The following is a 26,556-nucleotide window of genomic DNA, read 5'->3' on the forward strand; positions in this document are numbered from 1 at the left end:
TCCTATTGAAACGAAATGATTCATTATACTCACATCACAAGCTGTGTTCCTTTTACGACTGCGACGGAAAGATCCCTTGGAGTGCAATAATATAACTAACCGCTAAGCTAGGCATCATATTGTTATGAGGTTGATTGCCTCCTACGCTCGAGAGCGAGTAAGGCGACATCGTTACATCTGGATTCGACGTCTGGTAATTCGTTATGCCTCCACTATAGCCCCAAACTTGACCGGCAGGAGAGCTGCTTGTTGTAGCTGCGGAAGAGTTATTAGCATAAGCAGGATGAGTATGCATAGGCAACTGAGATTCAACCAGTGTTACTTGTTCTACCCCACCCATTTGTCCGAGTGGATAGTTTGTAGCCCGATGAATTGGAAGACGTCCTCTCAGATCCGGAAGATTATAATACGTTTGACCGTCCCCTCCATACGTTGTGCCGATAAGCGCGAACAATAATTGGTTTTCAGCAATGCTGACCCTAGAGCCGTCACAAAAAGCCCAGCCTGCTGGTGCAAAGCTACCAGAAAACATTCTTATTTCCCCTACGTACTGATCACTCATAGATTAGCTCCTTTCATTTAAATATAATTTGGTGGCAGCCACGTCATAGATGCATACAGATCCATATTATCCGTCGTATTCGTGGCACCAATATATGAAAACCCCAGCCGTTCATATAAACGACTAGCAGGATTTCCTTTCATCACATTAAGATTAATGGGCTTCCTAAGTTGAGTGGATTCTTGTTGAAGGCTTTGTAATAAGGAGGTCCCTATTCCTTGGTTACGAAATAACGGTAGGATCGAAATATCGATAAGGTGAAGATGAACGGGAGTATAGTCCACAATAAATTGTCCGATGGGGTTCTGATCGAGTATAACGACGGTTTGTTTCGCATTGGGAACTTGAGCTTTGTAAGAGGATCGTTGTGCAAGCCACTGCATATGTAGAAATGATTGCTGTTGTTCAAGTGGCCATCCCCAGGATGCCACCTCTTCCTGTCTGTTAGAGGCATACAGCTCGTATAAAAAACTATCATCCTTAGGATCAGCAGGACGAAAATGAAAAGGTAACATTAAAAGTCTCCTTTAACTTTAATTTACATTTTCTTCTTTATTCTAACAGGAACATTTTTCGCTAACAACCTATTTTTTTCAGCATCATTTCTACTGTAGCTTGATAGTAACAAATAGAGTCTATGAGTAAGTCGTTTCGTGAGTAATATTTCAAATAGGGGAAATGTGATTAACACAAATGGATGGCATTTTGTTAAGATAATTACTAAAGAGGAATTGCAATATTTATATGTCGTTAAGCAAAACTTAGGAGGTTTATGTAATGGATCAACAGCGAATGGATAACCTAAAGGCAATCGTTTACGAATTGAGTCATCAAGTTGATGAGCCAGTAGCTGCTAAGCTAGAGTTAGAGAGATGTCATCGCATCATCGAAAAACTGAGCTCCTTTGCTCCAGTTTGTGAAGTATGTGTTCAACAGCTCATTGAGTTGGAGAACCACTTCGTCCATCGAAGAGATCAGTTAGCGCAGCTCTCAAGTGCTGATGTTTCGGTCCATAAGCAGCTAATAGACTCGATTAAATCTCATTTAATGAAGCAGCATAAAATGGTGACAAGTGGACTTTATTTAAGTATTTATATGTCTCTTGGCACAAGTTTAGGTGTAGTTTTCGGACTTCTTATTTTTGATAATATCGGTCTAGGATTGCCGCTTGGGATTGGGGTTGGCGTAGCTATTAGAGCAGCCTTAGATGCGGATGCTAAGAAAAAAGATTTAGTTATATAGCTCGGCTACCCAGCATTGCTGCATACTCTTATGTTGTAAATTCTCAACGTTAGAGCTCTGGTTCTGATTCTACTGCAGGGTTCTGGTTATAGTTCTAGCTGGTTATATTACAGGGTTTGGTTCTTCTGCGGAGTTTTGGTTCTACTACAGGATTCTCGTTCTTCTACAGGATTCTCGTTCTTCTGCGAAGTTCTGTCCGCTTATACCAGGTCTGGACTTTGAATCGATCCGATATATTCATATTGGTACACTCGACCCGACACTCCAGATGGCACCGCGCGAAGCTTGCCTTTCTCTACGAGAATACGACAATACTTGATGACGGTTGCCTTATAAAGCTCTAGCTCTCTTGCTGCATGAACTGGCTTTAGAATCCGATTATGGCGAATTGCAAAGCTCATTAATTGCCGTTCAATCTTCGTAAACTTACGTAGGATTTCACCATTCTGCTCGATCGTTACTACTAAATAAGATGATAGTATGCTTTGAAGCATATTTAGTATAAACATAGGATTTTCCTTCAGGTCATCTAGCGATAGCTCTATGTAATGAAAGCCTTGCGATTGTAGAAATAACCCTCGATTCAAATCCATGCGATATTTTGATCGTTCCTTGCCATGTGAACCATAATCCATGATTTCAAATACAAAGCGGTACCCTCCTAGCTTCCACATGAAGTCAACATAGTAAGCACGACCTCGCCAGTCCTTCACTTCATATTCCGGATGTAAGCCATTGAAATGCCCCATAAGCGGCCACCATATTTGCTCAATAAACAATTGATTTCCGTAGCCATGCCCTCTTTTCAATGCATCTCTTCGTTCCCCTTTTCGACTAGCCAAATGTTTTTGAAGCCACTTATCTTGTTCAATCGTTAAACTCATACTGTTCACCTCTACTATATTATTAAAGGGCAATAACCTCTGTTCAGCAAAAATTTCACTTTATTAAAGCTGCACTTCATATGATGGTTTAGCTAACTCTCTATCTTGCTACTTTTCTGTGTATGTAACGTGCTCTATATCACTCCTTTACTGCGAATGTAATGTACTCTTTCTCACTCCTTTTCTGTGGATGTAACGTACTCTTTCTCACTCCTTTTCTGTGAATGTAACGTACTCTTTCTCACTCCTTTTCTCTGTATGTAATGTACTCTTTCTCACTCCTTTTCTGTGGATGTAACGCGTAGCGTTAATGTTTGTAATCATAAGAATTGCAGTATTTGCACGTAATCATGAGAAGCAACAAAAAAAACGCCCGGTCATTCCTTTTTCACATAAAGGAATTCCGAGCGTGCTTCGCCATATTGTTTATACTAGTTGCTTCTAGTATGTCACAATGAGGTCAAATTTCAAGAGCTAGAATGAATTATTTTGGATTAGCATGCTTCTTTAATCGAGCTTGTGCAATCGATATTAACGTAATCATGATAACGGGTGGGATAGCGGTAAGTAGAAACTTCCAGTTACCCGTTAAGACTGATATGATCGCAAAAATTAATAAGAAGGTAGCGCCAATAATAGCTGACAATATAACAACATTGTTAGGGGAATCTGGACTAATAAAATTTAATGAGAAAAAAGTGCCTGCTATCGCCCAACTAGCTAAGTGAACAAGTAGAAGGATAGAAAGCGCAGGAATAAGATTTAGCTTCATCCCAGTCACCTCCAATGTCATTAACAGATAAATCGCTGCTGCTGTAAAGTACCATGAAGTAGAGCGCGCCTTACTCCAAATATGGGTGTTCATCTCATCCAAGCCTCTTTTTTTGCGTGCTGCTACTCTACCGAAATACCAGCCTAGCAAACCAATCAACAAGCCACCATAAATCCCTACGTATACCATCTATGTCCCTCCTATTCGAATATAAAAACATCTTCAATTGTTTTATGAAAAACTTTTGAGATTTTATAAGCCAGCTCCAGAGAGGGTTTATATCTCTGATTCTCAATCGCAATGATCGATTGTCGCGACACGCCGACCTGTTCTGCAAGCTGCTCCTGCGTCATATTGAATTGTAAACGCAGCTCACGAATAACATTATTCATGATGAACCTCCTCAATGTAAAGCTCACTTTACAATGAGAATAAATGATTCTACAGTAAATGTCAAGCGTGCTTTACATACAATATGTTGTGATTTGTTTAATGTGTCTGCAGCAGCCTCGCATGCTGCATGAAATGGCTGTGTCGCGGGGCTTGTGGTGCGGTTTGGGTGATTTTTCATACAATTCGGCCGACAAATGAGCATTTTGCGGCAGTTTAGGTGGTTTTTCATACAATTCGGCTGAGTCACGAGCATTTTGCGGTAGTTTAGGTGGTTTTTCATACAACTGGGCCGAATAATGAGCATTTTGCGGCAGTTTAGGTGGTTTTTCATACAATTCGGCTGAATCACGAGCATTTTGCGGTAGTTTAGGTGGTTTTTCATACAACTGGGCCGAATAACGAGCATTTTGCGGCGGTTTGGGTGGTTTTTCATACAACTGGGCAGAATCACGAGCATTTTGCGGCAGTTTGGGTGGTTTTTCATACAACTGGGCCGAATAACGAGCATTCGGGAGCGGTTTGGGTGGTTTTTCATACAACTGGGCAGAATCACGAGCATTTTGCGGCAGTTTAGGTGGTTTTTCATACAACTGGGCCGAATAACGAGCATTTTGCGGCGGTTTAGGTGATTTTTCATACAATTCGGCCGAGTCATGGGCATATTGGGCGCAGTTTGGGTGGTTTTTCATACAACTTGGCTGAGTCATGGGCATATTGGGCGCAGTTTGGGTGGTTTTTCATACAATTCGGCTGAATAACGAGCATTTTGCGGTAGTTTGGGTGGTTTTTCATACAACTGGGCCGAATAACGAGCATTTGGGAGCGGTTTGGGTGGTTTTTCATACAATTCGGCTGAGTCACGAGCATTTGGGAGTGGTTTGGGTGGTTTTTCATATAATGTGGACGAGCCACCGGGATGTGTGCAAACTTATCTTCACGCTCTAGCACGAAGTAAAGTGGACCCAGACGTCAATTCTCACTGACTTCTGGATCCACTCATTCACCAAGTATAATATAAAAAAATGAGCTAATGATGTTCAAGCTTATTTTTATTTTTTGTCATTCTCTTACTTTGAATATAGGTGATCAACTTATATACTGCTCCCCAAATAATCGGTGCAAATATAAATAGAAGAGGAAATAAGCCTATTACAGCAGTAACGGAAAACATAATTAGTGTACATATTGAGGTTAAGATATAATTTCTTGATTTCAAGTTAACCATATTGACCACCTTATTAATAAGAGTCAACCAAAGTTTACATATATTCCCTATTGTAACATGATATGATATTCCACGCATCACCACACTAAATATATAATATCCCCCATAGATACTTTCCGTAAGCTGTCGGCGTGAAGGTCATTGATTGTTTCTTCATTAAAATGTGCAGGTTCAAATAATCATGCCATACTTTATTGATTCGTCGTCACATATACTCTATCCGACACAGTCGGAGCGAATGTCATTGCCATGAATGTTTGGGCAGGGCATTCAGGTGGGCATTCAGCAACTAATTATGCAACACTTGGCAGAATCAAAAAAGCACCCCAAAAGTTAGGTTCTCATTCTAACTTTTGGGGTGCAGTACCTATAGCAGCTCCTTACCCAATGTTACGGATACATTAGTCCACGACTATTAAGCAAGTTTGTATTACTCCTATTAAACAAGCAGGTATTACTTTTATTAAACAAACCTACATTACGCTTAAGCAAGTTCTGCATTACGCTTATTAAGCAAGTCTGCATTCGTTTAATCCAGAAGGATGGTGGACTTTTATTGACACCCTGCCGCGCCGTACCTTATCTTGTTGCAATATAATCTGGTCTAGGCTTTTGACTTGCGAACGGATCCTCCAGCTTATTCTCGACACTGTTGTATACGAAAAATGCATTGCTGCGCGGATACGGTGAGATGTTGGCGCTCGATCCATGCATGACATTACAGTCGAACAGAAGCACAGATCCAGCTTTGCCAGTTGGCATATTAATTCCACCTTGTTGTACGAGCTTCGTTAGGCTCTCTTGATCAGGTACTCCATATTCTTGGCGGCGCAGTGAATCTTTGAAATGATCCTCAGGCGTTTCCCCTACACAGCTTACGAACCATTGATGAGAACCTGGGATAATCATAAGTGCGCCATTGTAGATGTTGTTATCTTCAAGCGCGATCGAGCAGCTTAGTGCGCGCATACGAGGCATCCCATCCTCCGCATGCCATGTTTCGAAATCAGAGTGCCAATAAAACTCTTTACCTGTGAAGCCGGGTTTAAAGTTTATTCTTGATTGATGTATGTACACATCACTTCCGAGTATTTGCTTAACAATCGCTAGCAAGCGTGGTGAGTTAGCTAATTTTTGAAAGAATACATCATCTTTATGAACGGCGAATACGCTTCGTACCTCTTCACCTTCAGGCTCTAATATGACCTCTGGACGATCGGACCCTCGAGACTCTGTAAGTAATCGTTTTGTCTCTTGCTTGAACTCCTCGACCTCTTCCTCTTGGAAGAAGGATTCTAGAAATAAGTAGCCGTTCTGCTCATAGAAGCTAAGCTCATCAGTTCCGATTTCACTTTGATTCAACCTCGATTGATAAACGACTGGGTCCTTACGTTCCAATAGTGCTGGTTCACTTGATTTACGTGTAGGATACACATCAACTAATTGCTTCATATCGACATTACTCCTTTTAATTAAAATGATTATGCTTGAATTTATTTACACTTAATCTTTCGTGCTTACAGTTGAATCGGAATGATTGGCAGACTTACTAGGTTCCTCGCGAGCTTCATTCGAACTCGTACAATACAATTGGTAATCGCTCATGACTGAGTTTTGCCTGCCCTCACAAACTTCATAACGAAGCTTCAACCAGCACTCTGTAGATCGCATACTAACGATCTGCCTGCACCACAGACTGCATACAAGAGCGATTAATCTGTTGACTCGTAGATGTTCTGCAAAAGCGCATTATCCTGCAACTACGTAGACGATCCGCAAAGCGCATTATCCTGCTGACTCGTAGACTTTCTGCAAAAGCGCATTATCCTGCAGTTACGTAGATGTTCTGTAATAACGCATTAATCTACTGACTCGTAGACTTTCCACAAGAACCAACTAATCTGCTGACACATACACTACGCAAAACCTACCAATCTGCTGCTACGTATACCGCTCGCAAGAATCTATTATTCCGCTGCCACGTAGGCTCCTTCTTCATCATGAACCTCTTGCCCTGTGCATGGCGGATTGAATACACATATCATCCTCATATCTGTCGTTCCTCGCAGCCAGTGCTTTTCATGCCCATTCAGCACATATAATGTGCCTGGGCGAATGCTATAGGTTTCTCGCGTATCGATCAGCTCGATCTCGCCTTCCCCTTCAACGCAATAAACCGCTTCAATATGATGCTTATACCAAATCATCGTCTCTGTACCTGCTTTAATAATCGTATCGTGCAGAGAGAATCCGACATCATCCTTCTTAAGAATTAATCTTCGACTGTTCCATGTAGGTGTATCAATATCAAATTCTGTACCAATAACATCCTCTAAATGTTTTACGATCATGGCATTTTCCTCCATCCCAAGTTAGCTATTTACAACCTGTGCTTCATTGTTTGCTTCAACTAATACCTCTTGCATACATTCGTCTAAAATTTGCAGACCTGCTTCTAATGCTGATATGTCGATCGTTAATGGCGGCATAATTTTAATTACCTCACTGTCTGTTCCAGAGGTTTCCATGATCAATCCTCTTTCGAAAGCTAGCTTCGAGAGCTGATCAGCAATACCTGGCTCTAGCGCGATGCCCTGCATCAAGCCAAGACCTCTGTACTCGCCCTTAAGCTCGGGATACTTCTTGACCAACCTTGCTAAAGCTTGCGCTACCTTCTCTGCCTTTACAGCGATTTCTGTTGAAAATTTGTCTGTTTTCCAATATTGCAGTGCCTCTGTTGCCGTGATGAATGCAAGATTGTTGCCTCGGAAGGTACCGTTATGCTCTCCAGGGGTCCACTCATCAAGCTCAGGCTTCAATAGCGTAATCGCCATCGGCAGACCATAGCCGCTTATGGATTTGGACATACATACAATATCCGGCTCGATGCCGCTGCGTTCAAAGCTAAAGAACGTTCCGGTTCTGCCGCAGCCCATCTGCACATCATCGACGATTAGCAGCATGCCATAGCTTCGGCATAAGCGCTCCAGCCCCTGCAGCCATTCCGTGCTCGCCACATTGATGCCGCCTTCGCCTTGAATCGTCTCCACGATCACAGCTGCTGGCAGTGACATGCCACTTCCGCTATCCTGTAAATAATTTTCGATAAATTGCAACGAATCGATATCCTTACCCATATAGCCATCATATGGCATCGATACGGTATGATTTAGCGGAACACCCGCGCCATTACGCTTGAATTTGTTACCAGTAACCGCCAACGCTCCAAGCGTCATCCCATGAAATGCGTTTGTGAAGCTCATGATTGTCTCTCGTCCAGTAATCTTTCTTGCAAGCTTCAATGCACTTTCTACAGAATTGGTACCCGTTGGTCCTGGAAACATCACCTTATACTTCAACTTTCTCGGCTTCAGAATAATATCGTGGAAGGCAGATAAGAACTTTTCTTTTGCCTCTGTTGCCATATCTAAGCTATGCGTTACGCCATCGCCAGTTAAATATTGAAGCAGCTGCTCCTTCATACGAGGCTCGTTGTGCCCGTAATTCAAAGCTCCGGCGCCAGCGAAAAAATCAGTATAGCATCGACCATTGGCATCCCATAATTGGTAGCCAGATGCTTTTTGAAACTTTGTTGGAAACGAGCGACAATAGCTTCTAACCTCTGATTCTAGTGATTCAAAAACGTGCAGGTCGTTGTTTTGAACGTTAAAATTTGTCATCTATCGTTTCTCTCCTTTTTGCTCTCTATATTTTTCAGGGGACCGATTATATATAAGTCCTCCTGTTCATGCGCTTGCTCGGGAAACAACTCTATACCAAAGCCTTCACTTTCACTTTTTATCATGTCTGCCTTTATCATAGCTGACCACTTTTCAAATAAACGACGGGATGCTGCGTTAGATGGAGAGATCGTTGCCTCGACATACTCCGTACCAGATTGACTTGCTAGTTCATCCAATAGCTTTAACGCAATCCCTTGCCCTCTATAATCCTCGTGAACTGTTATTTGCCAAATAAAAAGTCGATTGCGGTGTTCAGGTTGTCTGAAGCCTACAATGGCTCCGATTATTCGATCATTGTTGATGTCCTCTACGATCATACAGCTGTTAGAGAACCAATGACTCATCGTTATATAAAAGTATGGACTATTAACATCAAGCTTGCCGCTGTCTTTCACTAGCTTCCATAGCTTTGCACCATCACGTTTGCTAGGCGTTCGGTACCGAAGTAGACTGCTTATCATTTGCTTCATGATTCTACACCTGTAGCTACATGCTCTTCGGCCAGCTGATACTGCCGATCACTAAGAAAACGCGTTAAGAAGCTTTGCAGTCTTGGGCTTTGCGGATTCCCAAAAATTTGCTCAGGAGGACCTTCTTCAACGATGACTCCTCCATCTGTGAACAGGACGCGATCTGCAATATCTCTTGCGAAGTCCATCTCATGGGTAATCAACATCATCGCTGTATCTTTTTTCGCTGCAATTCCTTTTATTACATCAAGCACTTCACCAACAAGCTCAGGATCTAGTGCAGAGGTGACTTCATCAAACAGCAAAATTTGTGGCTGCATCACAAGCGCTCTTGCGATGGCTACCCTTTGTTTTTGGCCGCCAGACAGCTGAGCGGGATAATGCTTCGTATGCTCTTGTAGACCAACTTGACTTAATAGCTCGAGCGCTCGCTCCTCTGCCTGTGCTTTGGGCATTTTACGCACTTGAACTAAGCCCTCCATTACGTTTTGCAATATGGTCATATGCGGAAATAGATTAAAGTGCTGGAATACCATCCCGATACTGCCCCGCATCCGATGCAGATGCTTTTCACTGGCTGCAACTAGCTTTCCTTTATGCTTCATATGCCACAGCATTTCGCCGTTAACCTCGATCGTTCCTGAGGTTGGTCGTTCCAGCGTCATCAATAAACGAGCAATGGTCGTTTTACCAGAACCACTCGGACCGATAAGAGCGATTTTTTCACCAGGCATAATGTCTAGGTTCAATTCCTTTAGTACAACATGATCGCCAAATGCTTTCGTAACGTTACGATAGCGGACAATAGGCTGCACTAGTGATGTATCTGAAGAGTTGTCATTCATTTGATCTGGTGAAGCTTGAACAGGTGTAGCTTGGGGTGTACTTTCTGTTGTATTCATATTGGCTGCAACTTGAGATGGACTTTCGGTTCTACTTCGAACGGCTGCAGCTTGAGATGTACTTTCGGTTGTATCTTTAATGGGTGAACGATTATTTTCGGACACATGATCTGTTGCGGTATGATCCGTTGTTGCATGATCTGTTGTGGTAAGTTCAGTTGCGTCATGATCCGTTGTGATATGATCAGTTGTTGCATAATTCGTAGTTGCATGATCCGTTGTCATATGCTCAGTTGTTGTATGTTCCGTTGAAGTTGTTGAATCTGTAGCTTCAGCATGATGATTTGTCGAAATATTCTGACTCATTTTGTTGCTGCACTCCTTTCCCTTCCTTGCATTCGTTTCTCTAAAGCCCGCACGAGCAGCGCGGATGGATAGCTAAGTGCAAAGAATATGATCCCTACCAGCGTAAACTCTTCAAGGTATCTAAAGGAGGATGAACCTAATTCCTTAGCTGTCATAAGTAGTTCAACGAGTGTAATGGCTGATAACACGGGGGTTTCCTTGAACATGACGATGAGATAATTCCCCATCACCGGTATCGTTGGTGGTATAGATTGAGGAAGTATGATGCGAAACCATGTTTTTGCTTTGCTAAAGTTTAGCGCAGTTGAAGCCTCCCATTGTCCCTTGGGAACTGCCTCGATGCCAGATCGATAAACCTCAGACATATACGTACTGTAATGAATACCTAATCCGATAACTCCTGCAATGAACGGTGACAAGGTTACTCCGATCATCTCGGGGAAAACAAATACGATGACATAGAGCTGAATAATGAGCGGAGTCTTTCTTATGAAATCAGCAATCGCTGTAATTGGCAATGAGATCCATCGACTTCTCGATCTTCTAGCTAGTGCCAGCGGCATCCCCAGTAGACTTGCGATGATAAAGCCAGCCAATGTAACGGCTATCGTAATTGGAACGACGGTTAATAGCTTAGGGAGTATCTCCCACACATAATGCCAATCCCACATGTTTATCCCCTCCCTACCGCTGCTCTGCGTTCAGCTAGTCTAATTAGATACGTCAGAATTGAAGCAGCAACGTAGTATAGAATAAGGATCCATGCAAAGATCGCCGTCGTCTGTGAGATGCTAAACGAGCGTAGCATCATGCCTTGGTAGGTAAGATCGGCTAGCGTAATGAGTGAGACAAGCGAGGTCCCCTTCAGCAGCTCGATCTGCAGATTCCCGAAGCTTGGCAGCATCATCGACCAGGCTTGCGGAATAATAACTCTTGTCATGCGCTGGAATCTCGTTAAGTTAAGTGCGATACAGGCTTCTACTTGTCCTTTAGGTACTGCGAGTATCGTACTTCTCACAACCTCGGAGCCGTAGGCAGCATAATTTAAGCTTATCGCTATAACTGCTGTGGTCATTGCCGACAATCGTATATCAAGCAGCATCGGTAAAGCGAAGTACATCCAAAACAGCTGAACTAGCAAAGATGTTCCGCGAAACACCTCCACATATACCGTTGCAATACCTCGTACTAGCTTATTTTCTGATAATCGGGCAAAGCCAGCTAAAAATGCAACACATAAGGCTACGATCGTACTGTACAATGTTAGAAGCATCGTTACCTTCAGCCCTTTAAGCAGTGGAGGTAATAGCTCGAATGAGAACACATCCATTATTGCAACAGCTCTTCCGCTGTCATCTCACCTGGCAGCTCTTGTTCTGTAAATCCGAACGACATTAAAATTTCTAGCAGCTTTCCAGATTCCTTAAGCTTCTCTAGCTCTGCGTTAAAGGCTTCTCGGAACTCATCATCGTCTTGTCTGAATACTGCCCCGCCGTAACCTCGAACACTAACACCATCAATAACTGGCTGTTCAAAGTCCATCACACGTTCGATGTCGCTGTCCTGTGCAGAGTCAAGAACTGCTTGGAGCGAAGGTCCTGTCATTGTTATAGCATCTACACGACCGGACTGAAGCGCCGATATCGCAGAAGGCTGATCAGGTACGGTAACGATTTGCGATTCAGCAACGCCTACACCTTTCAGATAATCAACCTCGATCGCACCAACCATCACGGCTACTTTCGCTTCTGCATTGTTCTTGATGTCTTCGTAGCTATGAAGGTCTAGCGGATTCCCTTTCTTTACCGCAATCGCTTCACCGATACTGTACTCCGGATTGGCAAAGTCAACTTGTTCTGCTCTTTCCTTCGTAATAAACATCCCAGCAGTAACTAAGTCGAATCGTTTAGCATTCAGGCCTGGAATGAGTGAACCGAATTCTGTAAGTACGCCATCCATTTGTTCAATGCCAAGCTCTGTTAATATCGCACGTGCAACCTCTACGGATGCGCCTGTCAATTTCCCATCGGGTGTTGCATATGCATACGGCATCTCATTGGCGAAGCCAACTGTAATGAACCCCTCCCGTTGCGCCTTAGCTAATGTCGTCTCTGATGCCTCTGCTTGCTTGCCATTGTTCGTATTGCTGTTGCTGCTGCAGCCAACTAATACGCAAATCAGCACCAAGCAAAGTCCAATGTGCTTTAAACTTTTCATTCATCAAGCTCCCTTCTAATTTTGAATACGGTTATTAGGTTAACATACCTCCCCATTTGCCTCACCCTCGGTAAAATCCCATATCCATGGTTAACCTACGCTTAGCTTGCAAGAGCCGAGATGACCTGAACGATCCAGTTAATTCCTGCCATATCCTCCCAAATGCTATAGGAAACGTTTTACAGAAAAATCTCTTCCTATATAGTGAGCGTTAGAGAATTTCAGATAAGATTAATTTATTATTATAAATCGAAGGAATATGAAGGTTTTTAGCCCAAAAACAACGAAAATCGACAATTTAATCATCATGCCATGGATATGTCGAATTTCCGTTCTACTATATTGCTCATACAAAAAAAGCAGAGCCGTATCATACGACTCTGCTTTTAAGCAATATTACTCCGTGAACTAACCAAGTAATATTATATAATTTTCTATTATTCAGCCAACCAAGCATCTACTTTATCTGCATTAGCTTCAACCCAAGCTTTAGCTGCTTCTTCAGGAGATTTACCGTCCTGAATTTGAATCATAACTTCAGCCATATCGTCTGGGGACCAGTAAAATTTATCAAGGAATGCATAAGCTTCAGGCTGATCTTCACTTAGACCATCACGTACCATCGTGTGAATCTGTTCTTCAGCACCATATACACCCTTCGGATCCTCTAGATATTTAAGGTCCATCTTAGCGAACTTCCAGTGAGGAGTCCAGCCTGTTACAACAATCGGCTCTTGCTTGTCATAAGCATTCGATAGCTCTTGTGTCATAGCTGCAGATGAGCTCTCAAGCAATGTCCATTGATCACGCAATTCGTACTCGTCTAGCGCATTATTCGTTGCTTCCATAATACCAGCACCTGGCTCAATACCAGTAATTGTATAGTTTAAGGACTCACCAACTGAGTTTAAATCCTCAATGCTGTTAATGTCCATATACGTTGGTACAACCATACCAATTTTCGCTCCATCAAGGTTAGGACCTAGATCCTCGAATCTGTCACCATATTCAGTCATATAAGAAGCATGAGTTCCTGGTAGCCAAGCCGCAAGAATAGCATCAGCACTGCCATCTGCCAAGCCTGCGAACATCGGGCCTGCATCAACTTGAAGCATATTTACTTTATAGCCAAGACGCTCTTCAAATACTTCTTTCACAACATTCGTACTTGCAATCTCAGAATCCCACGCTACGTATGCAAGCGTGATTTCCTTCTTCTCGTTTGTAGAGCTATTGCCACCATTTGATGAATTAGAACATCCAGCTGCAATCACCATAACAGCTAGTGCTGCCGTGATTAGTTTTAACCATTTCTTCTTCATTCTTAATCACTCTCCTGATTTATTTAGATTTTTTTACTATATTTTGAGCCAGTCTGTCCAAGATAATCGCTAGTATAACGATGGCAAGACCAGCCTCAAAGCCAACCCCTGTTTTGTTTTGCGTTACCGCACGATATACATCGGCACCAACACCTTGAGCTCCGATCATGGACGAGATAACGACCATAGATAATGCAAGCATAATCGTCTGGTTAATACCTGCCATAATCGTCGGTACAGCTAGTGGGAGCTGTAATTTAATCAATTTCTGACCTGGCGTTGAGCCAAATGCGTCCGCAGCCTCAATCAACTCTGACGGAACCTGGCGGATACCAAGATTCGTAAGCCTTATCGTAGGTGGAATTGCGAATATGATCGACGATATGACACCAGGTACAACCCCTAGTGAGAAGAACGTTACCGTCGGGAGAAGGTATACGAATGCTGGCATCGTCTGCATGAAATCTAGTATAGGTTGTATAACTTTTTGCAAGCGGTCACTACGCGCAGACAATATTCCGATTGGTACACCGAAAACAACGGAAATAATCGTAGCCGTTAATACCAATGCTAGCGTAAGCATGGTTTTGTCCCATAAACCTAAGTTCTGAATAATGAATAGTCCTACAAGCGTGAAGACACCCATTCTCCATTTACCTAGATACCATGCGATCGCCGCGAATATAACGATGAGCGCTAATGCAGGAACGCCTAATAATACAAACTCTAAGCCGTTGACCATGCCTTCAATTGTACTTTTAATAAATTTGAAAACCGGATCAAAATTCAGCTTTAACCAATCCTCAATCCATTCAATCCATTCTGCTAGCGGGATTTTGGGTAAATTCATACGCTATCACCTGCCTCTAAATCGTTGTTTCCTGACAAGGCAGCAAGCACCGCACCTCTAACAACAATCCCCTTCAATCTTCCGTTGTCATCAATAATAGAAATGGGAACCTTCGTATTACTAATCGTATCGAAGATTTCATTAATGACAGTATCCGGAGAAAGTGTAGGAACATCTTTAAGCATTACCTCTTCAAGACTTTGACCTGTTTTAATTGCTTCAGCCGCATCCTCTGCCGTAATAACACCGAGCAGTTTCATGCTTTTATCAACAACATACAGGTTCGAAATACCGCGGCTTCTCATTAGCTGAAGTGCAACACGCGGACCACGCTCTAGTGTAATGGTCTCCGGCTTAATCATCACGTGTGAAGCTGTCAGTACTTTAGATAAATCTACATCCTCAACAAATCGTTCTACATATTTATTGGCAGGCTGCATTAAAATTTCTTCTGGCGTACCGATCTGTACGATACTACCGTCACGCATCAGTGCGATCTTGTCGCCGATACGCAGTGCTTCATTCAGATCGTGCGTAATAAATACGATCGTTTTCTTCATTTTCGCTTGAAGCTCAACTAACTCATCCTGCATATCCTTACGAATAAGCGGATCGAGCGCACTAAAGGCTTCGTCCATAAGCAATACGTCAGGATCATTCGCAAGACCTCTTGCTAGACCGACACGCTGCTGCATACCACCACTTAGTTGGTCAGGGTAGCTGTTTTCCCAGCCCTTAAGTCCAACGAGCTCTAATGCCTGCATCGCCATTTCGCGACGCTCTTTTTTGTTAATCCCTTGAACCTCAAGACCAAATTCGATATTTTGAATAACGGTACGATGTGGGAATAGTGCGAATTTCTGAAACACCATGCCAACATTTTTTCTTCTAAATTGACGCAGTTCTTCTGCAGACATACTTAGAATATCTTTTCCTCTAAACAGAACCTCACCTAATGTTGGTTCAATCAACCGATTAAGAAGTCTAACAAGTGTTGATTTACCACTACCTGATAAACCCATAATGACGAATATTTGTCCTTCTTCTATAGCGAAATCAGCTTGATTTACACCGACAGTCATATTTGTTTCTGCCAGTATTTTTTCTTTTGACAATCCCTTATCCAATAATGGAATGACTTTTTTCGGATCGGATCCAAATATTTTAGTTAGCCTTTTGGCTTCTAAGATCGCCATACGATGCCTCCTTTTTGAATCTTTTCGACCTTAATAGTGTACCGACATTCATCAAAGAAGGTCAAAAGGCGTGAGAAGTTGTATAGTTTGTACAGTTTTAACTTTACGTACTTTACATCCAGTATGCTCTGTATTCCTCCCTTTTTCAATCCAATCAGTTTCTTTACATCTTTACGCACTATTGTTTACAATACTTAATATAGAATGTGAAGGAGATATTTCTCCTAGGAGGAAGGACATGAACAGACTTGCAGCATTGTCCGAGGAGCAAATCGGAAAATTGCAAAGTACACGTAAACGGGTAATTGAGTCAATTGGTAAGAACATGGACTTATACGGTGTTACCTTATCGATTGGTCATTTATATGGTCATATGTTTTTTAATCAGCATCCTGTTACTTTAGATGAGATGAGTCAGACGATGGGGATGAGTAAAACCTCCATGAGTACGGGGATGCGCACATTACACGATCTAAAAATGATAAGCAAGGTTTGGAGCAAAGGATCACGGAAAGATCTTTATATGGTCGAGCCTGATTTTCATCAAAATTTCGCAGATTACTTTGCAATCAAATGGATGAAGGCTGTTGAGCAGAATAAAAGTGCAATGAAGCGCACCTTGAAGGAAATCGAGGAGCTTAAGCAGCAATATCCTGAAGATGCAGAGTTTCAAGCTATATTGTCGGAGGATGAACAGAAGATACGTGAAGCCGTAAGCTACTACAAATGGCTGGAACGTCTGATTGATTCGCTGGAATCTGGTGAAATCTTTAAATTCATCCCGAAGGAAGAAGATTTATAAGAAAAAAGGGAAGCCCCGAAGGCTTCCCTTTTTTGTATGTTTGCTTCGATGCTCTTTCACTTCCAGAGTGGGCATACATAGCAATATGGAGTTTCCGTGGAGGTGCTTATCTGATAATAACGGCAGCATGTTTTCCGTTTCGGATTCGCTTTATCATTAAATGTTCGGTGAATACTAGCAGCAAAAGGATTCTGTTCTCTTCCGAGCCAATTACACGGCTTACTTGTTAGTACGCTGTAGGTTTGATCCAATAGCTTGCTTGACATCGTATGCTCATATTCCCGAAAAACAGAATTTATTCGAACAGCGATGTTCTCCCATAGAATCCGCTCATTGATTTTACATTCTTTAGCTATCAATTCAAGCATTGGCGTTAAATGCTCCCTGAATATCCTCGCGCGCCAGCTGTCGTCGACAAGCTCACTGATTGACTCATCGATAAGCAAAGTGAAATGTTCCGCATCAAACTGTGCAGACGTCCACCAATCCATCTTTTCTTCTTGAAGATCGTAATAGTAAACCGCTGCTGCTGCTGTGAGTACAGCGTATCGCTTCATAAATAAAGAGCCCGCAATCGTCATATCGTCGGTATGTATACGCTGGGCATAATGGCGGATAATAGATGTTAATCGTTCCTTATCCAGCAGCTGGTCTAATGGAATTCCCGCTTCGGCTTGTCGCACCCTTATCCCATAATGCTCTAGGCTCATTTAATACGTCTTCCCTTCCCTTTAGGTATACATAACGGTGTTCCAAAAAAAGGATCTTCATGGATAATGGCAGCCATTCCGAATACCTCCTGCACCATTTCCGAAGTAACGATATGCTCGGGCTTCCCTTGCGTTGCAATCGTTTTATTATGGATGGCGACAAGATGGTCCGCGTAACGACAAGCTAAATTCAAATCGTGCAGCACCATGACGATGGTACGCTGTTTCGTACGATTTAACTCAAACAAAAAATCAAGCAATTCAATTTGATGTGCCATATCCAGATACGTGGTCGGTTCATCTAATAGCAGAATTGGTGTCTCTTGAGCTAACGTCATCGCAATCCATGCTCGCTGTCTTTGTCCTCCAGATAATTGCTCCAATGGTCTGTCTTTAAATAGAAGCAGCTGAGTTGCTGACATCGCCTGCTCTACGATGTGCTCATCCTCCTCCGACCATTGCTGATACCAACGTTGATGAGGATAACGCCCTTGCTTAACTAGCTGCTGTACGGTCAATCCTTCTGGAGCAATAGGTCCCTGCGGCAAAATCGCTAATTTTTTCGCTATTTCTTTGGTAGAGATGCTTTGAAGAGATTGATCGTCAAGCAATACATGACCGGAGCTCGGCTTTAAAAGCCGCGCCATCGATCGGAGCAATGTAGACTTTCCACTTCCATTCGCACCAACGAGCACCGTAATTTTGTGGAGAGGGATTTCGAAGCTTAAATTGTCAATAATGTGCTGTTCGCCATAGTTAAGCGTTAATTGCTCAGTTTGTAATTGTAATCCAATCATCGTGATCTCTCCTAGCGATTTCTATTGTGAAACAGTAAATATATGAAAAACGGTGCTCCGATTGCGGCAGTAAATACACCAGCTGGAATATCCCTCGGCAAAAACATCGTTCTTGCGATAATGTCTGCAACCAGCACTAAGATTGCTCCGATCAGAGCCGTTAAAGGAATTAAACGATTAAACGCTCTAACGGTAAGACGCTTGGCGATATGCGGAGCCATTAGCCCTACAAATTCAATTCCGCCGGCATAGGCAGCTGCAGTTCCCGCAAGTATGACGCTGCACATCAGAAATACGAAGCGCTGACTCTGCACACGAATCCCCGCATTCACTGCAGCATCATCCCCTAGCTCTGATACATTCATGCTTCTGCCTAGAACAAGCAATATCGGAACTGGGATCAGCATCCATAGCAGCATAGCGGATACATCGCTCCAGCTTGCAGCATATAAGCTTCCCGTTAACCATATGTACGCTTTTGTCGTAACTACGGCATTACTAAACACAATCATAAATGAGATTCCGGCCTTTAATATCGCTGCGATGCCAATACCTATTAACACGAGCCGAATCGGAGTTACGCCTTTATTCCAAGAAATAATATAAATAAGCAGTGCGGTGCACAAGCCTCCAGCAATCGCAGCGATAGGTAGAAGCTGCATGCTTACGATGCCTGTTCCTAACGTAATAAACGTTACTGCACCAAAGGATGCTCCACTTGTAATCCCTATAATGTCGGGAGACGCAAGCGGATTCCGTACGATCGCTTGTAATATAAGTCCGGCGACTCCTAGACTTGATCCCACTAAGATAGCTAATAGAATACGAGGCAAGCGAAGCGTTTCGATTACAAAGCTATGAGTATCTATGTAACCTGTCAATTGTAAGATGACTTCATGCAATGGAATCCAATTGCTGCCGGCTGCCAGCGCAATAATAAAAAGCCCAACGAGCACGAGGCTTAGGATGAATAGAGCAACTAGCCATCTCATCGATAGCTGAAGGGATACCTTTCCTTGAAAAAGTCGGATCGTCCAAGCTTTCATCGTTTAGACACCCCTCTCTTCACAAGATATACGAAGAAAGGTCCACCTATAATGGCCGTCATCACTCCAATAGGTACCTCCTGTGGCATAATGATAAACCTAGCTGCAATATCAGCACATAATAATAGTAGGGAACCTAATAAAGCTGCATAAGGAATGACCCAACGATAGTCGGTGCCCACCAGCTTTTTCGATACGTGTGGGATAATTAGCCCGATAAAGCCGATTGATCCTGCGATGGCGATCGATCCGCCTGCTAGAATGACGATCAATATGCCCATCAATATTTTTAACAGCCCGACTCGCTGACCGAGTCCTTTAGCGATATCATCGCCTGAGCTGAATACATTCATGGATTTGCCAAGCAATAAGCTTATAAAAAGAGCAGCACATAAGATCGGCAGCACAGATAACAGCATCTCTAAATCTCGCCCTGCAATTGAGCCCGCTATCCAGAACAGCACGGTCTGAATTGACTGTTCATCAATGACTAATAACCCTTGTGTGAATGAAATAAAAAGAGCTGAAAGTGCGGTACCTGCTAATATAATTTTGATTGGCGTAAGACCATCTCTTCCCCAGCTGCTTAGCAAAAAAACAGCCGTCCCCGAAAGTGCAGCGCCAAGAAAACCAAACCACATATAACCAGCTAACGATTGTATATTCAGCCAAGTGATTGCGAGCACAATAAAGAAAATAGCTCCTGCATTTACTCCCACCAAATCAGGTGCAGCAATTGGATTTCTAGTCAATGCCTGCACAAGCACTCCTGCAACGGCCAAGGTCATGCCAAGCACTAACGCGATCATGGCTCTTGCGAAACGACTCGTTGCAATAACTAAATGCTCCGTGTCCTCTGCGTTGTAATGATTCATAACGTCCCATACCGCTCTAAATGATATCGATAGCTGCCCCATCGCTAAACTACAATAGATTAGACACGCTACGAGAACAAAGAGCACACATAAACCGATGGATTTAACAAATGTTGTTTGCAGCATAACCTACCCTCTTCTTCCATAGAAAAAGGGGAAGCTTAATGATTCCCCTTATCCACCCTACTGTTCGATTTTGAAATGCTCATATAGATCATCAAGCATCAGATGTGCAGACTTCAAGCCACCTGCAAAGTTCCATGTAATCTCGTCGACTCTGAACTGTTGGTTCGATTTGGTCGAGTCTAGATTTTGGAAAAGCGGATGTGATGTCCATTCCTCGTAGGTTTTATTAACCGCTTCATTATCCTCGAAAAATTGGAACGAAACGTCGGCATTCATGTTTGGAATGCTTTCCTTATCGGTTAGTCTTACGATCTCCAGATCATCACCCTCTAAGTTCTTCGGCCCTCTAAAGCCTAGCTCATTTAATATTGAGCCAGCAAAGCCTGTCACGTAAATTCTTGCGTGATCCTCACGAAAGTTAATCACCGAAACACTCATTGGCCAGCCTTCTACTTTAGATATTTTGGAATTAAAGTCGCTAACTCGCCCTTCCCAATCCGTGATTAATGCTTTTGCTTTATCTTCTTCACCAATAGCCTGACCAATCAACGACGTCGTCTCACGAATATCGTAAAGAATGGTGCTTACAACCGTTGGCGCGATTTGGGACAGCTGATCATAGATTTCCTCATGACGAACCTGGGTCGCAATAATAAGATCTGGCTTCAGTGCAGATATTTCTTCGAGATTCGGTTGAGTCTCCAGCCCAACATAGGTCACGTCTTGCAAGTCATCCTTTAGATAATCATACATTGGCTGCTGTGCCCAAGATTCGACCACACCTACTGGAGTGACACCGAATTGGAGTAATGTATCTGTTGCCCCTTGAAAGAGGGTTACGATTCGTTGAGGCTTTCCTTCAATCGTCGTCGTGCCTAATACATGAGAAATTTCAACCTTTGTGGAATTCTCACTGGTTGTATTGGATGTGACTACTTGAGCCCCTTCGTTACTGGATTTGCTGCAAGCAGTAAGAGCCGCTACAACTGCCGCAACGACTACTATAGTAGACCAAAGCATGTTCTTCATTCTCTTCTCTCCCAATCAATAATGATATTCATTTTCAATTAGGATTGTAGTACAAAGTGTAAATTTTGGCAACACTTTTTTGAGAATTATTCTCAAACGTAATAAATTCTATGACTTGCCAAGAACAAAAAGAGAAGCAGCTGCATGCTGCTTCTCTTCATCATTGTGTCAGTTTTAATCAATTAACTTACTATGCTCCTTCGGATTGTACCTTGCCTTTTCCGCCATGAGCTGTGGCAGTGTCAGCCCTTCCTCGCGCAGCTCGTCAATCATCACATCGGCCTTAATTCGTCCATTATGCATCACAATCGCGCGATCGATAACATTTTCAATCTCATCGATCATATGCGTCGTCACGATAATCGCTTCATCCTCCTTCATGCTAGAGATCATCAGCTTCAAGAAGTCGCGACGCGTGAACATATCCTTGCCATTAAACGGTTCGTCCATCAATATATACTTCGCACCTTTAGAAAAGCCTGCACATATTTCGAGCTTCGCCTTTTGACCGGTGGACATTATCTTTATTCGATCACTTGGATATAGATCGAAATAATGAAGCAGCTGCACATAGCGCGCACGATTGAATTTAGGAAAATAATCTGCAAGAAATGCACCGTACTGCTCGACGGTCATATAGGGGATATAGCTGCCTTCCTCCGTAATGAATGAAAGCAGCTCGTATTGCTGCTGCACTGGCTTTCCATCAATAAGAACCTGACCATAGCTCCCTATCTCACTAAGTCCCATAATCATCTTAAGCAGCGATGTCTTCCCGCTTCCATTCGCACCTACAATTGCTGTTACTTCACCTGCGCGCAGCGTAATGTCTTGAATTTTCAGCGCGGCTCTCTCTAGAAACTTTAGTTCAATCATTATTTCTACCTCCTAACAAGCAACGGACGGTGACCTATTTTACTGTACAGGCTTAGCTTAACTCCATTGAGCACCTCGCACGCTCTTATAGGGTATTTTAATGAATATACAGATCATATACGTTGCGGTATTCCGCCCGATCATAATTGTAATTAGATAAATCATACGGACTAACTCGAAGCAAATCATCGTTTATGTCGGTTATAAGCTCGCCTGTATACACGATATTCCCTTGCTCATACACATGTACGAGTATTCGAATCGGTGACATTGGATCTAAAGCATTGCCTTCATTATCGAGAAATTCATGGAAAACTCCGACGTAGTATAGCCTTCCGTCTCTATACGTTATAAAACGCTCACCAAATTCGTTATAACTACGCTCACGAAGAAGCTCATCTTCTTTATCAATTTCCGTGATGTCTACAAGCTGGAAACCTTCTTCAGAGCGCTGTAAAGTCACGATGGTTCGATGAGATTGGTTACTGTTAAAGCTTAAGCTAAGCACTCCAGTTTCTTCTTGGCTATACGCTTCATAGGTCACTTCATAGCGTGCTAGACTAGCATCATCTGCAAGCTCAGCATTAATATGCTGAAATAGAAAAGGAGCCACTACAACCTCCCCAAGCTTAGCACCGTCCGTCCGATACCCTTCAATGACTAACTTATCATCCTTGACTAATAGGAGTGCGAGTGCATCATTAACGGACTCCAATCCAAGCACTGCTGTTCGTGGTCCATCCTCTTCCGTAGTATTGTCGAGGCTAAACGTCATTATGGGGGCTGTTTCTTCTTCCCGTTGATCAAAGTTCAGTTTATAAATGCCGTTCATCCCTTTATATTCCGAGGTTGATGCTAGCGTAAAATAAATATCCCCCTCAGTCTCCGTCAACCCATTATTTCTATCGACATAAAGCCTTTCGATATTATTATCTTTCTTAACTAAAGGTTTAACAGTAATATCAAGGTTTATCGAGTCATGCCCTTTCCAATTGCCGTCAGTAATCGTACCTCGATCTACAAAAAAACCTAAATCTTTGAATTCATTAACATAATAATAGTAATCGTTAATAGGATGGAACATTCCTCGAAAATACCGATAAACCCGATCCTTCTGTTGATTAACAAAGACTTCAGTTTTAGTGTCGACGTGATTCTGATCATGGCGCCACATAAAGCTTGTTCTATGATTAGCATCTTGAATCGCACCGCTTATATTGATCCCTTTCATAACGGATGGATCTCCGTAAAGGTGGGCAATCTCATACGTTCCTTGATCCTCCATTCCTCGAACTTGGACGAGTGCTGCAATTATTAAAACCGCAGCTACGATGGCAAGCGGGAGCGCGATATGACGCTTTAATGCTGACCATCTTAATTTTTTCATCACGCTTCCCCCTCACTTGCATCGTTCACGATGCGCTTTATCTCGACATATGTTTTACTCAGAATACGTTTTACTAAGATACCTTTTACTTATAAGTATCTTGCTTTGGGCTTGCTTTGGGCTTACTCTAGTCAATTAGATCAATTAATCATCGATAATCAACCAGTCACAATCAAATAATTAGAGCCAAACAGTCAATCAATATGAAGGTCAAAGAAGTTGCGATACTCCGCATCACTATAGTTGAGATTATGCATACTATGATTCTTAATCCGAACGAGATCATCATTGACATCAGTCATCAACTCGCCGGCGTACACCAGCTCGCCTCGCTCATATACATGAACAAGAAGACGAATCGGTAATAACCTATACCAAACATTGTTATCTGACTGATTGATTTCACGATATACTCCCGCCTCATAAAGCTTCCCTGCCTTATAGGCTATAATTCGCTCATCATATAGAGATTCACTATAACCTCGCAGCAATTTATCTACTTTTTTTAATTCTGTTACGTCTATAAGCTTAATTCCATCCTCCGTGCATTGTACGGTAACAGCAGTACGTTGCGATTGCTGGTTAAGAAAACTTAAGGTAAGCATCCCATTCTCTGCATCACGATAAGCCTCATACTCAACCCCATAACGAGCATAATTGTCTCCATCTGCAAGCTCATTATTGATTTCTTCGAATATGAATGGGGTTACTGCTGTCTCACCCAGCTTCTCACCATCAGTACGATAGCCTTCAATGACGAGTTTATCGTCTCGCACTAAAATTAAGGCAAGACTGTCACCAACCGCTTCTAAGCCAAGTACAGCCGTTTGCGTAGTATTCTCAATATCATTACGATCAGATCTATAGCTCATAATTTGAGTAGGTTCAAACGAAGCATTTGGATATAATTGCTTATACCATTTATCAGAATTAAGCTTGAATATCCAATTTACCCCTTCATATCCTGTCGTGGTTACGAGGGTAATATATAATTCTCCCTCAACCTCTGCTAAGCCGTAGCTTAGCTTCTTCTTTTCTTCAGAGGTATATCTTTCTTTATTAAATAGTCTCGCCATTGGCAGTTCCACTTCCATATATTCCGAACGTTCCCACCTATTGTGTTGGAGACTAATGCGTTCTATCTTTAATCCCTTATATGAGTTGAGATTCACGGTATAATAGTAGTCGTTAATTCGCTGATACATATCCGAATAATAATGATAAGTCCAATTTCGCTGAGGTTTAGCAAACACTTCTGTCTTAGTGTCTACATGATCATCTAGCCACGCAAAGCTTGTTCTATGATTTTCATCTTGAACAGCACCGCTTATCGTTATCCCTTCCATAACCGAAGGATCACCATACAGATGGGCAATCTCATACGTTCCATGCTCCTTCGCTCCTCGAACTAGAACGAGTGCTGCAATTATTAATACGGCAGCTACGATTGTAAGCGTGAGCGCGATATGACGCTTTAACGTTGACCATCTTAACCTTTTCATCACGCTTCCCTCCTTACGTCGTTGCACCCTTTCTTAGCAGCACGATACTATGCCATACACAAATTACGCTTATGACGAGTAGAATGGCGCTGTACAATATTAATTTGGATGAATCGTAGCTATTAAAAGAACCTTGGCTACTAAAGGCATCTAGCCTCATCGTTACTACGAGATATATTGGCCAAAACACTGCTGCAATTAAGGCCCCTCCCAATCTGCGCTGACTTCTTTCACATAGCACTAAGTGATATACCCACGTAATGATGACAATAAAGATACTTACTGTCGAGAGCACATTTGCGAAGCCATAAGGCCACAGCAGACGCATAAAATCAGACCGAATAAAGGCAAGAAACAGCCCGTTCGTTACTTCAAATTCTCCATTGCTGTAGCTCGCAATTTTGAATGCCATGTAATTGTACGCTAATATAAAACCAAGAAGCTGAGCACATAAAAGCATGAGCATACTAATTGCAAACGAGCATAGCTTGCTTAAGTAAACAAGTTCTCGCTTCACAGGCAGCGTCATCAATGTGTAAATGCTCTTACTGCCCCAGTAGGACGAATAAAATGACTTAACAAATAAAGCAATGACCGCTAGTACACAGATTAGAAATACGATAGGCAATCCAGAAGTTGCGTATATATCCTCGAATCGTTCATGTACAGCATATTGGTTATAGTCTTTAATCTTATAAAGCACGAGCAGCCACGAAGCGGCGATCAGCGTTACGCATAGCGACAATACACTGATGACGAGCTCACTGAACTGTGCATTCATTAATCGATAAAACTGCCTCACCTTATCACCTCGATTGTATTATAGGCATAGTACAATGTATGCATGACTCCCCATTGTTCATTCACGACTCATCCCATAGCTCACTAATTAGATCAACGACCTTCTTGAAGGATAAATTCACTTCCTTCGCTGATCCAATAAACTCACTGACCATCCCGCGCATCATCTCATCCTCAATAGAGGTACGGATTGCTTCATCTACATATAGGATGCTCCCTTGCGTACTGCTCGTGCGCACATAGCCCTCATCCTCCATTAGCCTGAACGCCTTTTGTACCGTATTGGGATTGATATGCAGCTGAGCGGCAATTTCTCTTCTTGATGGCAGTCGATCACCCGTAGATGCTTGCCCGAGCAGGATTTGACGTTTTACATATAAAGCTAGCTGCACGTATACCGGTTCTTTGTTGTTTAGTTGCAGCTCATAAAAATTAAGCAAAAACGCTCACCTGCCTCCTGTCATAACTGTATTATGCTACTAATACAACTATTTTGTCAATAACTACCATAAAATCTGAGA

At 42.5% G+C, this 26,556-nt stretch carries 29 protein-coding genes; 2 read left to right on the top strand and 27 right to left on the bottom strand.

Annotated elements, in window-relative coordinates; translation table 11 throughout:
• Positions 1–52 precede the first annotated feature (52 nt).
• Together NSQ99_RS17310 and NSQ99_RS17315 are read right to left on the bottom strand one after the other, a co-directional pair.
• Positions 53–562 (bottom strand): phage tail protein, encoded by a 510-nt coding sequence (locus NSQ99_RS17310; protein WP_251669015.1) that lies wholly within the window; start codon positions 560–562, stop codon positions 53–55.
• Positions 563–579: 17 nt separating this feature from the next.
• Positions 580–1,077, bottom strand: a complete 498-nt coding sequence (locus NSQ99_RS17315; protein WP_251669017.1) for a GNAT family N-acetyltransferase — start codon at positions 1,075–1,077, stop codon at positions 580–582.
• A gap of 262 nt (positions 1,078–1,339) precedes the next feature.
• On the opposite strand from NSQ99_RS17315, the gene NSQ99_RS17320 reads away from it, so the two are divergent.
• Positions 1,340–1,804 (top strand): hypothetical protein, encoded by a 465-nt coding sequence (locus NSQ99_RS17320; RefSeq protein ID WP_340838090.1) that lies wholly within the window; start codon positions 1,340–1,342, stop codon positions 1,802–1,804.
• A 200-nt stretch (positions 1,805–2,004) separates the two neighbouring features.
• Here the strand turns inward: NSQ99_RS17320 and NSQ99_RS17325 are convergent, their stop codons facing one another.
• From NSQ99_RS17325 to NSQ99_RS17395, 15 genes are all read right to left on the bottom strand, one after another.
• Entirely contained in the window at positions 2,005–2,688 is a 684-nt protein-coding gene (locus tag NSQ99_RS17325) for a hypothetical protein (protein ID WP_251669021.1), read from the bottom strand.
• Positions 2,689–3,172: 484 nt separating this feature from the next.
• Positions 3,173–3,649 (bottom strand): hypothetical protein, encoded by a 477-nt coding sequence (locus NSQ99_RS17330; RefSeq protein ID WP_251669023.1) that lies wholly within the window; start codon positions 3,647–3,649, stop codon positions 3,173–3,175.
• A gap of 11 nt (positions 3,650–3,660) precedes the next feature.
• Positions 3,661–3,852: a helix-turn-helix transcriptional regulator gene (locus NSQ99_RS17335; protein WP_251669025.1), complete on the bottom strand. Its 192-nt coding sequence runs from the start codon at positions 3,850–3,852 to the stop codon at positions 3,661–3,663.
• A gap of 72 nt (positions 3,853–3,924) precedes the next feature.
• Complete coding sequence (locus NSQ99_RS17340; RefSeq protein ID WP_340838094.1) at positions 3,925–4,542, bottom strand: hypothetical protein; 618 nt, start codon at positions 4,540–4,542, stop codon at positions 3,925–3,927.
• Positions 4,543–5,657: 1,115 nt separating this feature from the next.
• Entirely contained in the window at positions 5,658–6,530 is an 873-nt protein-coding gene (gene thpD, locus NSQ99_RS17345; protein WP_340838095.1) for an ectoine hydroxylase, read from the bottom strand.
• Positions 6,531–7,045: 515 nt separating this feature from the next.
• Entirely contained in the window at positions 7,046–7,429 is a 384-nt protein-coding gene (locus NSQ99_RS17350; RefSeq protein ID WP_251669031.1) for an ectoine synthase, read from the bottom strand.
• A 21-nt stretch (positions 7,430–7,450) separates the two neighbouring features.
• A complete protein-coding gene (gene ectB, locus NSQ99_RS17355; protein WP_340838097.1) occupies positions 7,451–8,758 on the bottom strand; it encodes a diaminobutyrate--2-oxoglutarate transaminase in 1,308 nt (435 codons plus the stop codon).
• On the bottom strand, positions 8,755–9,291 hold the full coding sequence (gene ectA, locus NSQ99_RS17360) for a diaminobutyrate acetyltransferase (RefSeq protein WP_340838098.1): 537 nt from the start codon (positions 9,289–9,291) through the stop codon (positions 8,755–8,757). The genes ectB and ectA overlap by 4 nt, the downstream gene beginning before the upstream one ends.
• A complete protein-coding gene (gene ehuA, locus NSQ99_RS17365) occupies positions 9,288–10,136 on the bottom strand; it encodes an ectoine/hydroxyectoine ABC transporter ATP-binding protein EhuA (protein WP_340838825.1) in 849 nt (282 codons plus the stop codon). Before ehuA ends, ectA begins: the two co-directional genes overlap by 4 nt.
• A 359-nt stretch (positions 10,137–10,495) precedes the next feature.
• Complete coding sequence (gene ehuD, locus NSQ99_RS17370; protein ID WP_340838099.1) at positions 10,496–11,170, bottom strand: ectoine/hydroxyectoine ABC transporter permease subunit EhuD; 675 nt, start codon at positions 11,168–11,170, stop codon at positions 10,496–10,498.
• A 2-nt stretch (positions 11,171–11,172) separates the two neighbouring features.
• Positions 11,173–11,829: an ectoine/hydroxyectoine ABC transporter permease subunit EhuC gene (ehuC, locus tag NSQ99_RS17375; RefSeq protein WP_251669039.1), complete on the bottom strand. Its 657-nt coding sequence runs from the start codon at positions 11,827–11,829 to the stop codon at positions 11,173–11,175.
• A complete protein-coding gene (ehuB, locus tag NSQ99_RS17380; protein WP_340838101.1) occupies positions 11,829–12,716 on the bottom strand; it encodes an ectoine/hydroxyectoine ABC transporter substrate-binding protein EhuB in 888 nt (295 codons plus the stop codon). Before ehuB ends, ehuC begins: the two co-directional genes overlap by 1 nt.
• 437 nt (positions 12,717–13,153) lie before the next feature.
• Positions 13,154–14,038, bottom strand: coding sequence for a glycine betaine ABC transporter substrate-binding protein (locus NSQ99_RS17385; protein ID WP_251667675.1), 885 nt, complete (start codon positions 14,036–14,038; stop codon positions 13,154–13,156).
• A 19-nt stretch (positions 14,039–14,057) separates the two neighbouring features.
• The gene (locus NSQ99_RS17390) at positions 14,058–14,888 is read right to left on the bottom strand and encodes an ABC transporter permease (RefSeq protein ID WP_251667674.1); all 831 of its coding nucleotides are present in this window, start codon (positions 14,886–14,888) and stop codon (positions 14,058–14,060) included.
• Positions 14,885–16,084: a quaternary amine ABC transporter ATP-binding protein gene (locus tag NSQ99_RS17395; RefSeq protein WP_340838103.1), complete on the bottom strand. Its 1,200-nt coding sequence runs from the start codon at positions 16,082–16,084 to the stop codon at positions 14,885–14,887. The genes NSQ99_RS17390 and NSQ99_RS17395 overlap by 4 nt, the downstream gene beginning before the upstream one ends.
• Positions 16,085–16,322: 238 nt before the next feature.
• Here NSQ99_RS17395 and NSQ99_RS17400 point away from each other — a divergent pair, with 238 nt between their 5' ends.
• Positions 16,323–16,886 carry a GbsR/MarR family transcriptional regulator gene (locus NSQ99_RS17400; protein WP_251667672.1) on the top strand — a complete coding sequence of 188 codons (564 nt, stop codon included), beginning with the start codon at positions 16,323–16,325 and terminating at the stop codon, positions 16,884–16,886.
• A 56-nt stretch (positions 16,887–16,942) separates the two neighbouring features.
• Here NSQ99_RS17400 and NSQ99_RS17405 read toward each other — a convergent pair whose 3' ends face one another.
• The 10 genes from NSQ99_RS17405 to NSQ99_RS17450 all read right to left on the bottom strand — a co-directional run bounded on the left by NSQ99_RS17405 (position 16,943) and on the right by NSQ99_RS17450 (position 26,475).
• Positions 16,943–17,596: an IucA/IucC family C-terminal-domain containing protein gene (locus NSQ99_RS17405; protein WP_340838104.1), complete on the bottom strand. Its 654-nt coding sequence runs from the start codon at positions 17,594–17,596 to the stop codon at positions 16,943–16,945.
• Complete coding sequence (locus NSQ99_RS17410) at positions 17,593–18,393, bottom strand: ABC transporter ATP-binding protein (protein ID WP_445670529.1); 801 nt, start codon at positions 18,391–18,393, stop codon at positions 17,593–17,595. The genes NSQ99_RS17405 and NSQ99_RS17410 overlap by 4 nt, the downstream gene beginning before the upstream one ends.
• Before the next feature lie 11 nt (positions 18,394–18,404).
• The gene (locus NSQ99_RS17415) at positions 18,405–19,439 is read right to left on the bottom strand and encodes a FecCD family ABC transporter permease (RefSeq protein WP_340838106.1); all 1,035 of its coding nucleotides are present in this window, start codon (positions 19,437–19,439) and stop codon (positions 18,405–18,407) included.
• Complete coding sequence (locus NSQ99_RS17420; RefSeq protein ID WP_432806930.1) at positions 19,436–20,437, bottom strand: FecCD family ABC transporter permease; 1,002 nt, start codon at positions 20,435–20,437, stop codon at positions 19,436–19,438. Before NSQ99_RS17420 ends, NSQ99_RS17415 begins: the two co-directional genes overlap by 4 nt.
• 60 nt (positions 20,438–20,497) lie before the next feature.
• On the bottom strand, positions 20,498–21,469 hold the full coding sequence (locus NSQ99_RS17425; protein WP_340838109.1) for an ABC transporter substrate-binding protein: 972 nt from the start codon (positions 21,467–21,469) through the stop codon (positions 20,498–20,500).
• A gap of 174 nt (positions 21,470–21,643) precedes the next feature.
• Positions 21,644–22,345, bottom strand: a complete 702-nt coding sequence (locus tag NSQ99_RS17430) for an ABC transporter ATP-binding protein (protein WP_340838111.1) — start codon at positions 22,343–22,345, stop codon at positions 21,644–21,646.
• 97 nt (positions 22,346–22,442) lie between these two features.
• Positions 22,443–23,732: a hypothetical protein gene (locus NSQ99_RS17435; RefSeq protein WP_340838113.1), complete on the bottom strand. Its 1,290-nt coding sequence runs from the start codon at positions 23,730–23,732 to the stop codon at positions 22,443–22,445.
• 194 nt (positions 23,733–23,926) lie between these two features.
• Positions 23,927–25,234, bottom strand: a complete 1,308-nt coding sequence (locus tag NSQ99_RS17440; protein ID WP_340838114.1) for a hypothetical protein — start codon at positions 25,232–25,234, stop codon at positions 23,927–23,929.
• A gap of 13 nt (positions 25,235–25,247) precedes the next feature.
• Positions 25,248–26,036, bottom strand: coding sequence for a hypothetical protein (locus NSQ99_RS17445; RefSeq protein ID WP_340838115.1), 789 nt, complete (start codon positions 26,034–26,036; stop codon positions 25,248–25,250).
• Between the two features lie 61 nt (positions 26,037–26,097).
• Positions 26,098–26,475 (bottom strand): GntR family transcriptional regulator, encoded by a 378-nt coding sequence (locus NSQ99_RS17450; protein ID WP_251667664.1) that lies wholly within the window; start codon positions 26,473–26,475, stop codon positions 26,098–26,100.
• Positions 26,476–26,556: the final 81 nt, after the last annotated feature.

Origin of the sequence: Paenibacillus sp. FSL W7-1287, from assembly GCF_038004245.1 — a bacterium.
In the GTDB taxonomy this organism is placed as follows: Bacteria; Bacillota; Bacilli; order Paenibacillales; family Paenibacillaceae; genus Pristimantibacillus; species Pristimantibacillus camelliae.

What these genes read in the sequence shown, in the direction of transcription:
- NSQ99_RS17440 (WP_340838114.1), bottom strand. Translation starts at nt 25,234, where the DNA reads ATGAAAAGGTTAAGATGGTCAACGTTAAAGCGTCATATCGCGCTCACG.
- ehuC (WP_251669039.1), bottom strand. Translation starts at nt 11,829, where the DNA reads ATGGATGTGTTCTCATTCGAGCTATTACCTCCACTGCTTAAAGGGCTG.
- NSQ99_RS17390 (WP_251667674.1), bottom strand. Translation starts at nt 14,888, where the DNA reads ATGAATTTACCCAAAATCCCGCTAGCAGAATGGATTGAATGGATTGAG.
- NSQ99_RS17335 (WP_251669025.1), bottom strand. Translation starts at nt 3,852, where the DNA reads ATGAATAATGTTATTCGTGAGCTGCGTTTACAATTCAATATGACGCAG.
- NSQ99_RS17310 (WP_251669015.1), bottom strand. Translation starts at nt 562, where the DNA reads ATGAGTGATCAGTACGTAGGGGAAATAAGAATGTTTTCTGGTAGCTTT.
- NSQ99_RS17340 (WP_340838094.1), bottom strand. Translation starts at nt 4,542, where the DNA reads ATGAAAAACCACCCAAACTGCGCCCAATATGCCCATGACTCGGCCGAA.
- ectB (WP_340838097.1), bottom strand. Translation starts at nt 8,758, where the DNA reads ATGACAAATTTTAACGTTCAAAACAACGACCTGCACGTTTTTGAATCA.
- thpD (WP_340838095.1), bottom strand. Translation starts at nt 6,530, where the DNA reads ATGAAGCAATTAGTTGATGTGTATCCTACACGTAAATCAAGTGAACCA.
- ehuA (WP_340838825.1), bottom strand. Translation starts at nt 10,136, where the DNA reads ATGAATGACAACTCTTCAGATACATCACTAGTGCAGCCTATTGTCCGC.
- NSQ99_RS17330 (WP_251669023.1), bottom strand. Translation starts at nt 3,649, where the DNA reads ATGGTATACGTAGGGATTTATGGTGGCTTGTTGATTGGTTTGCTAGGC.
- NSQ99_RS17385 (WP_251667675.1), bottom strand. Translation starts at nt 14,038, where the DNA reads ATGAAGAAGAAATGGTTAAAACTAATCACGGCAGCACTAGCTGTTATG.
- NSQ99_RS17415 (WP_340838106.1), bottom strand. Translation starts at nt 19,439, where the DNA reads ATGAAAGCTTGGACGATCCGACTTTTTCAAGGAAAGGTATCCCTTCAG.
- NSQ99_RS17430 (WP_340838111.1), bottom strand. Translation starts at nt 22,345, where the DNA reads ATGATTGAACTAAAGTTTCTAGAGAGAGCCGCGCTGAAAATTCAAGAC.
- ehuD (WP_340838099.1), bottom strand. Translation starts at nt 11,170, where the DNA reads ATGTGGGATTGGCATTATGTGTGGGAGATACTCCCTAAGCTATTAACC.
- NSQ99_RS17315 (WP_251669017.1), bottom strand. Translation starts at nt 1,077, where the DNA reads ATGTTACCTTTTCATTTTCGTCCTGCTGATCCTAAGGATGATAGTTTT.
- NSQ99_RS17400 (WP_251667672.1), top strand. Translation starts at nt 16,323, where the DNA reads ATGAACAGACTTGCAGCATTGTCCGAGGAGCAAATCGGAAAATTGCAA.
- NSQ99_RS17405 (WP_340838104.1), bottom strand. Translation starts at nt 17,596, where the DNA reads ATGAGCCTAGAGCATTATGGGATAAGGGTGCGACAAGCCGAAGCGGGA.
- NSQ99_RS17410 (WP_445670529.1), bottom strand. Translation starts at nt 18,393, where the DNA reads ATGATTGGATTACAATTACAAACTGAGCAATTAACGCTTAACTATGGC.
- NSQ99_RS17350 (WP_251669031.1), bottom strand. Translation starts at nt 7,429, where the DNA reads ATGATCGTAAAACATTTAGAGGATGTTATTGGTACAGAATTTGATATT.
- NSQ99_RS17435 (WP_340838113.1), bottom strand. Translation starts at nt 23,732, where the DNA reads ATGAAAAAATTAAGATGGTCAGCATTAAAGCGTCATATCGCGCTCCCG.
- NSQ99_RS17425 (WP_340838109.1), bottom strand. Translation starts at nt 21,469, where the DNA reads ATGAAGAACATGCTTTGGTCTACTATAGTAGTCGTTGCGGCAGTTGTA.
- NSQ99_RS17395 (WP_340838103.1), bottom strand. Translation starts at nt 16,084, where the DNA reads ATGGCGATCTTAGAAGCCAAAAGGCTAACTAAAATATTTGGATCCGAT.
- NSQ99_RS17325 (WP_251669021.1), bottom strand. Translation starts at nt 2,688, where the DNA reads ATGAGTTTAACGATTGAACAAGATAAGTGGCTTCAAAAACATTTGGCT.
- ectA (WP_340838098.1), bottom strand. Translation starts at nt 9,291, where the DNA reads ATGAAGCAAATGATAAGCAGTCTACTTCGGTACCGAACGCCTAGCAAA.
- NSQ99_RS17320 (WP_340838090.1), top strand. Translation starts at nt 1,340, where the DNA reads ATGGATCAACAGCGAATGGATAACCTAAAGGCAATCGTTTACGAATTG.
- ehuB (WP_340838101.1), bottom strand. Translation starts at nt 12,716, where the DNA reads ATGAAAAGTTTAAAGCACATTGGACTTTGCTTGGTGCTGATTTGCGTA.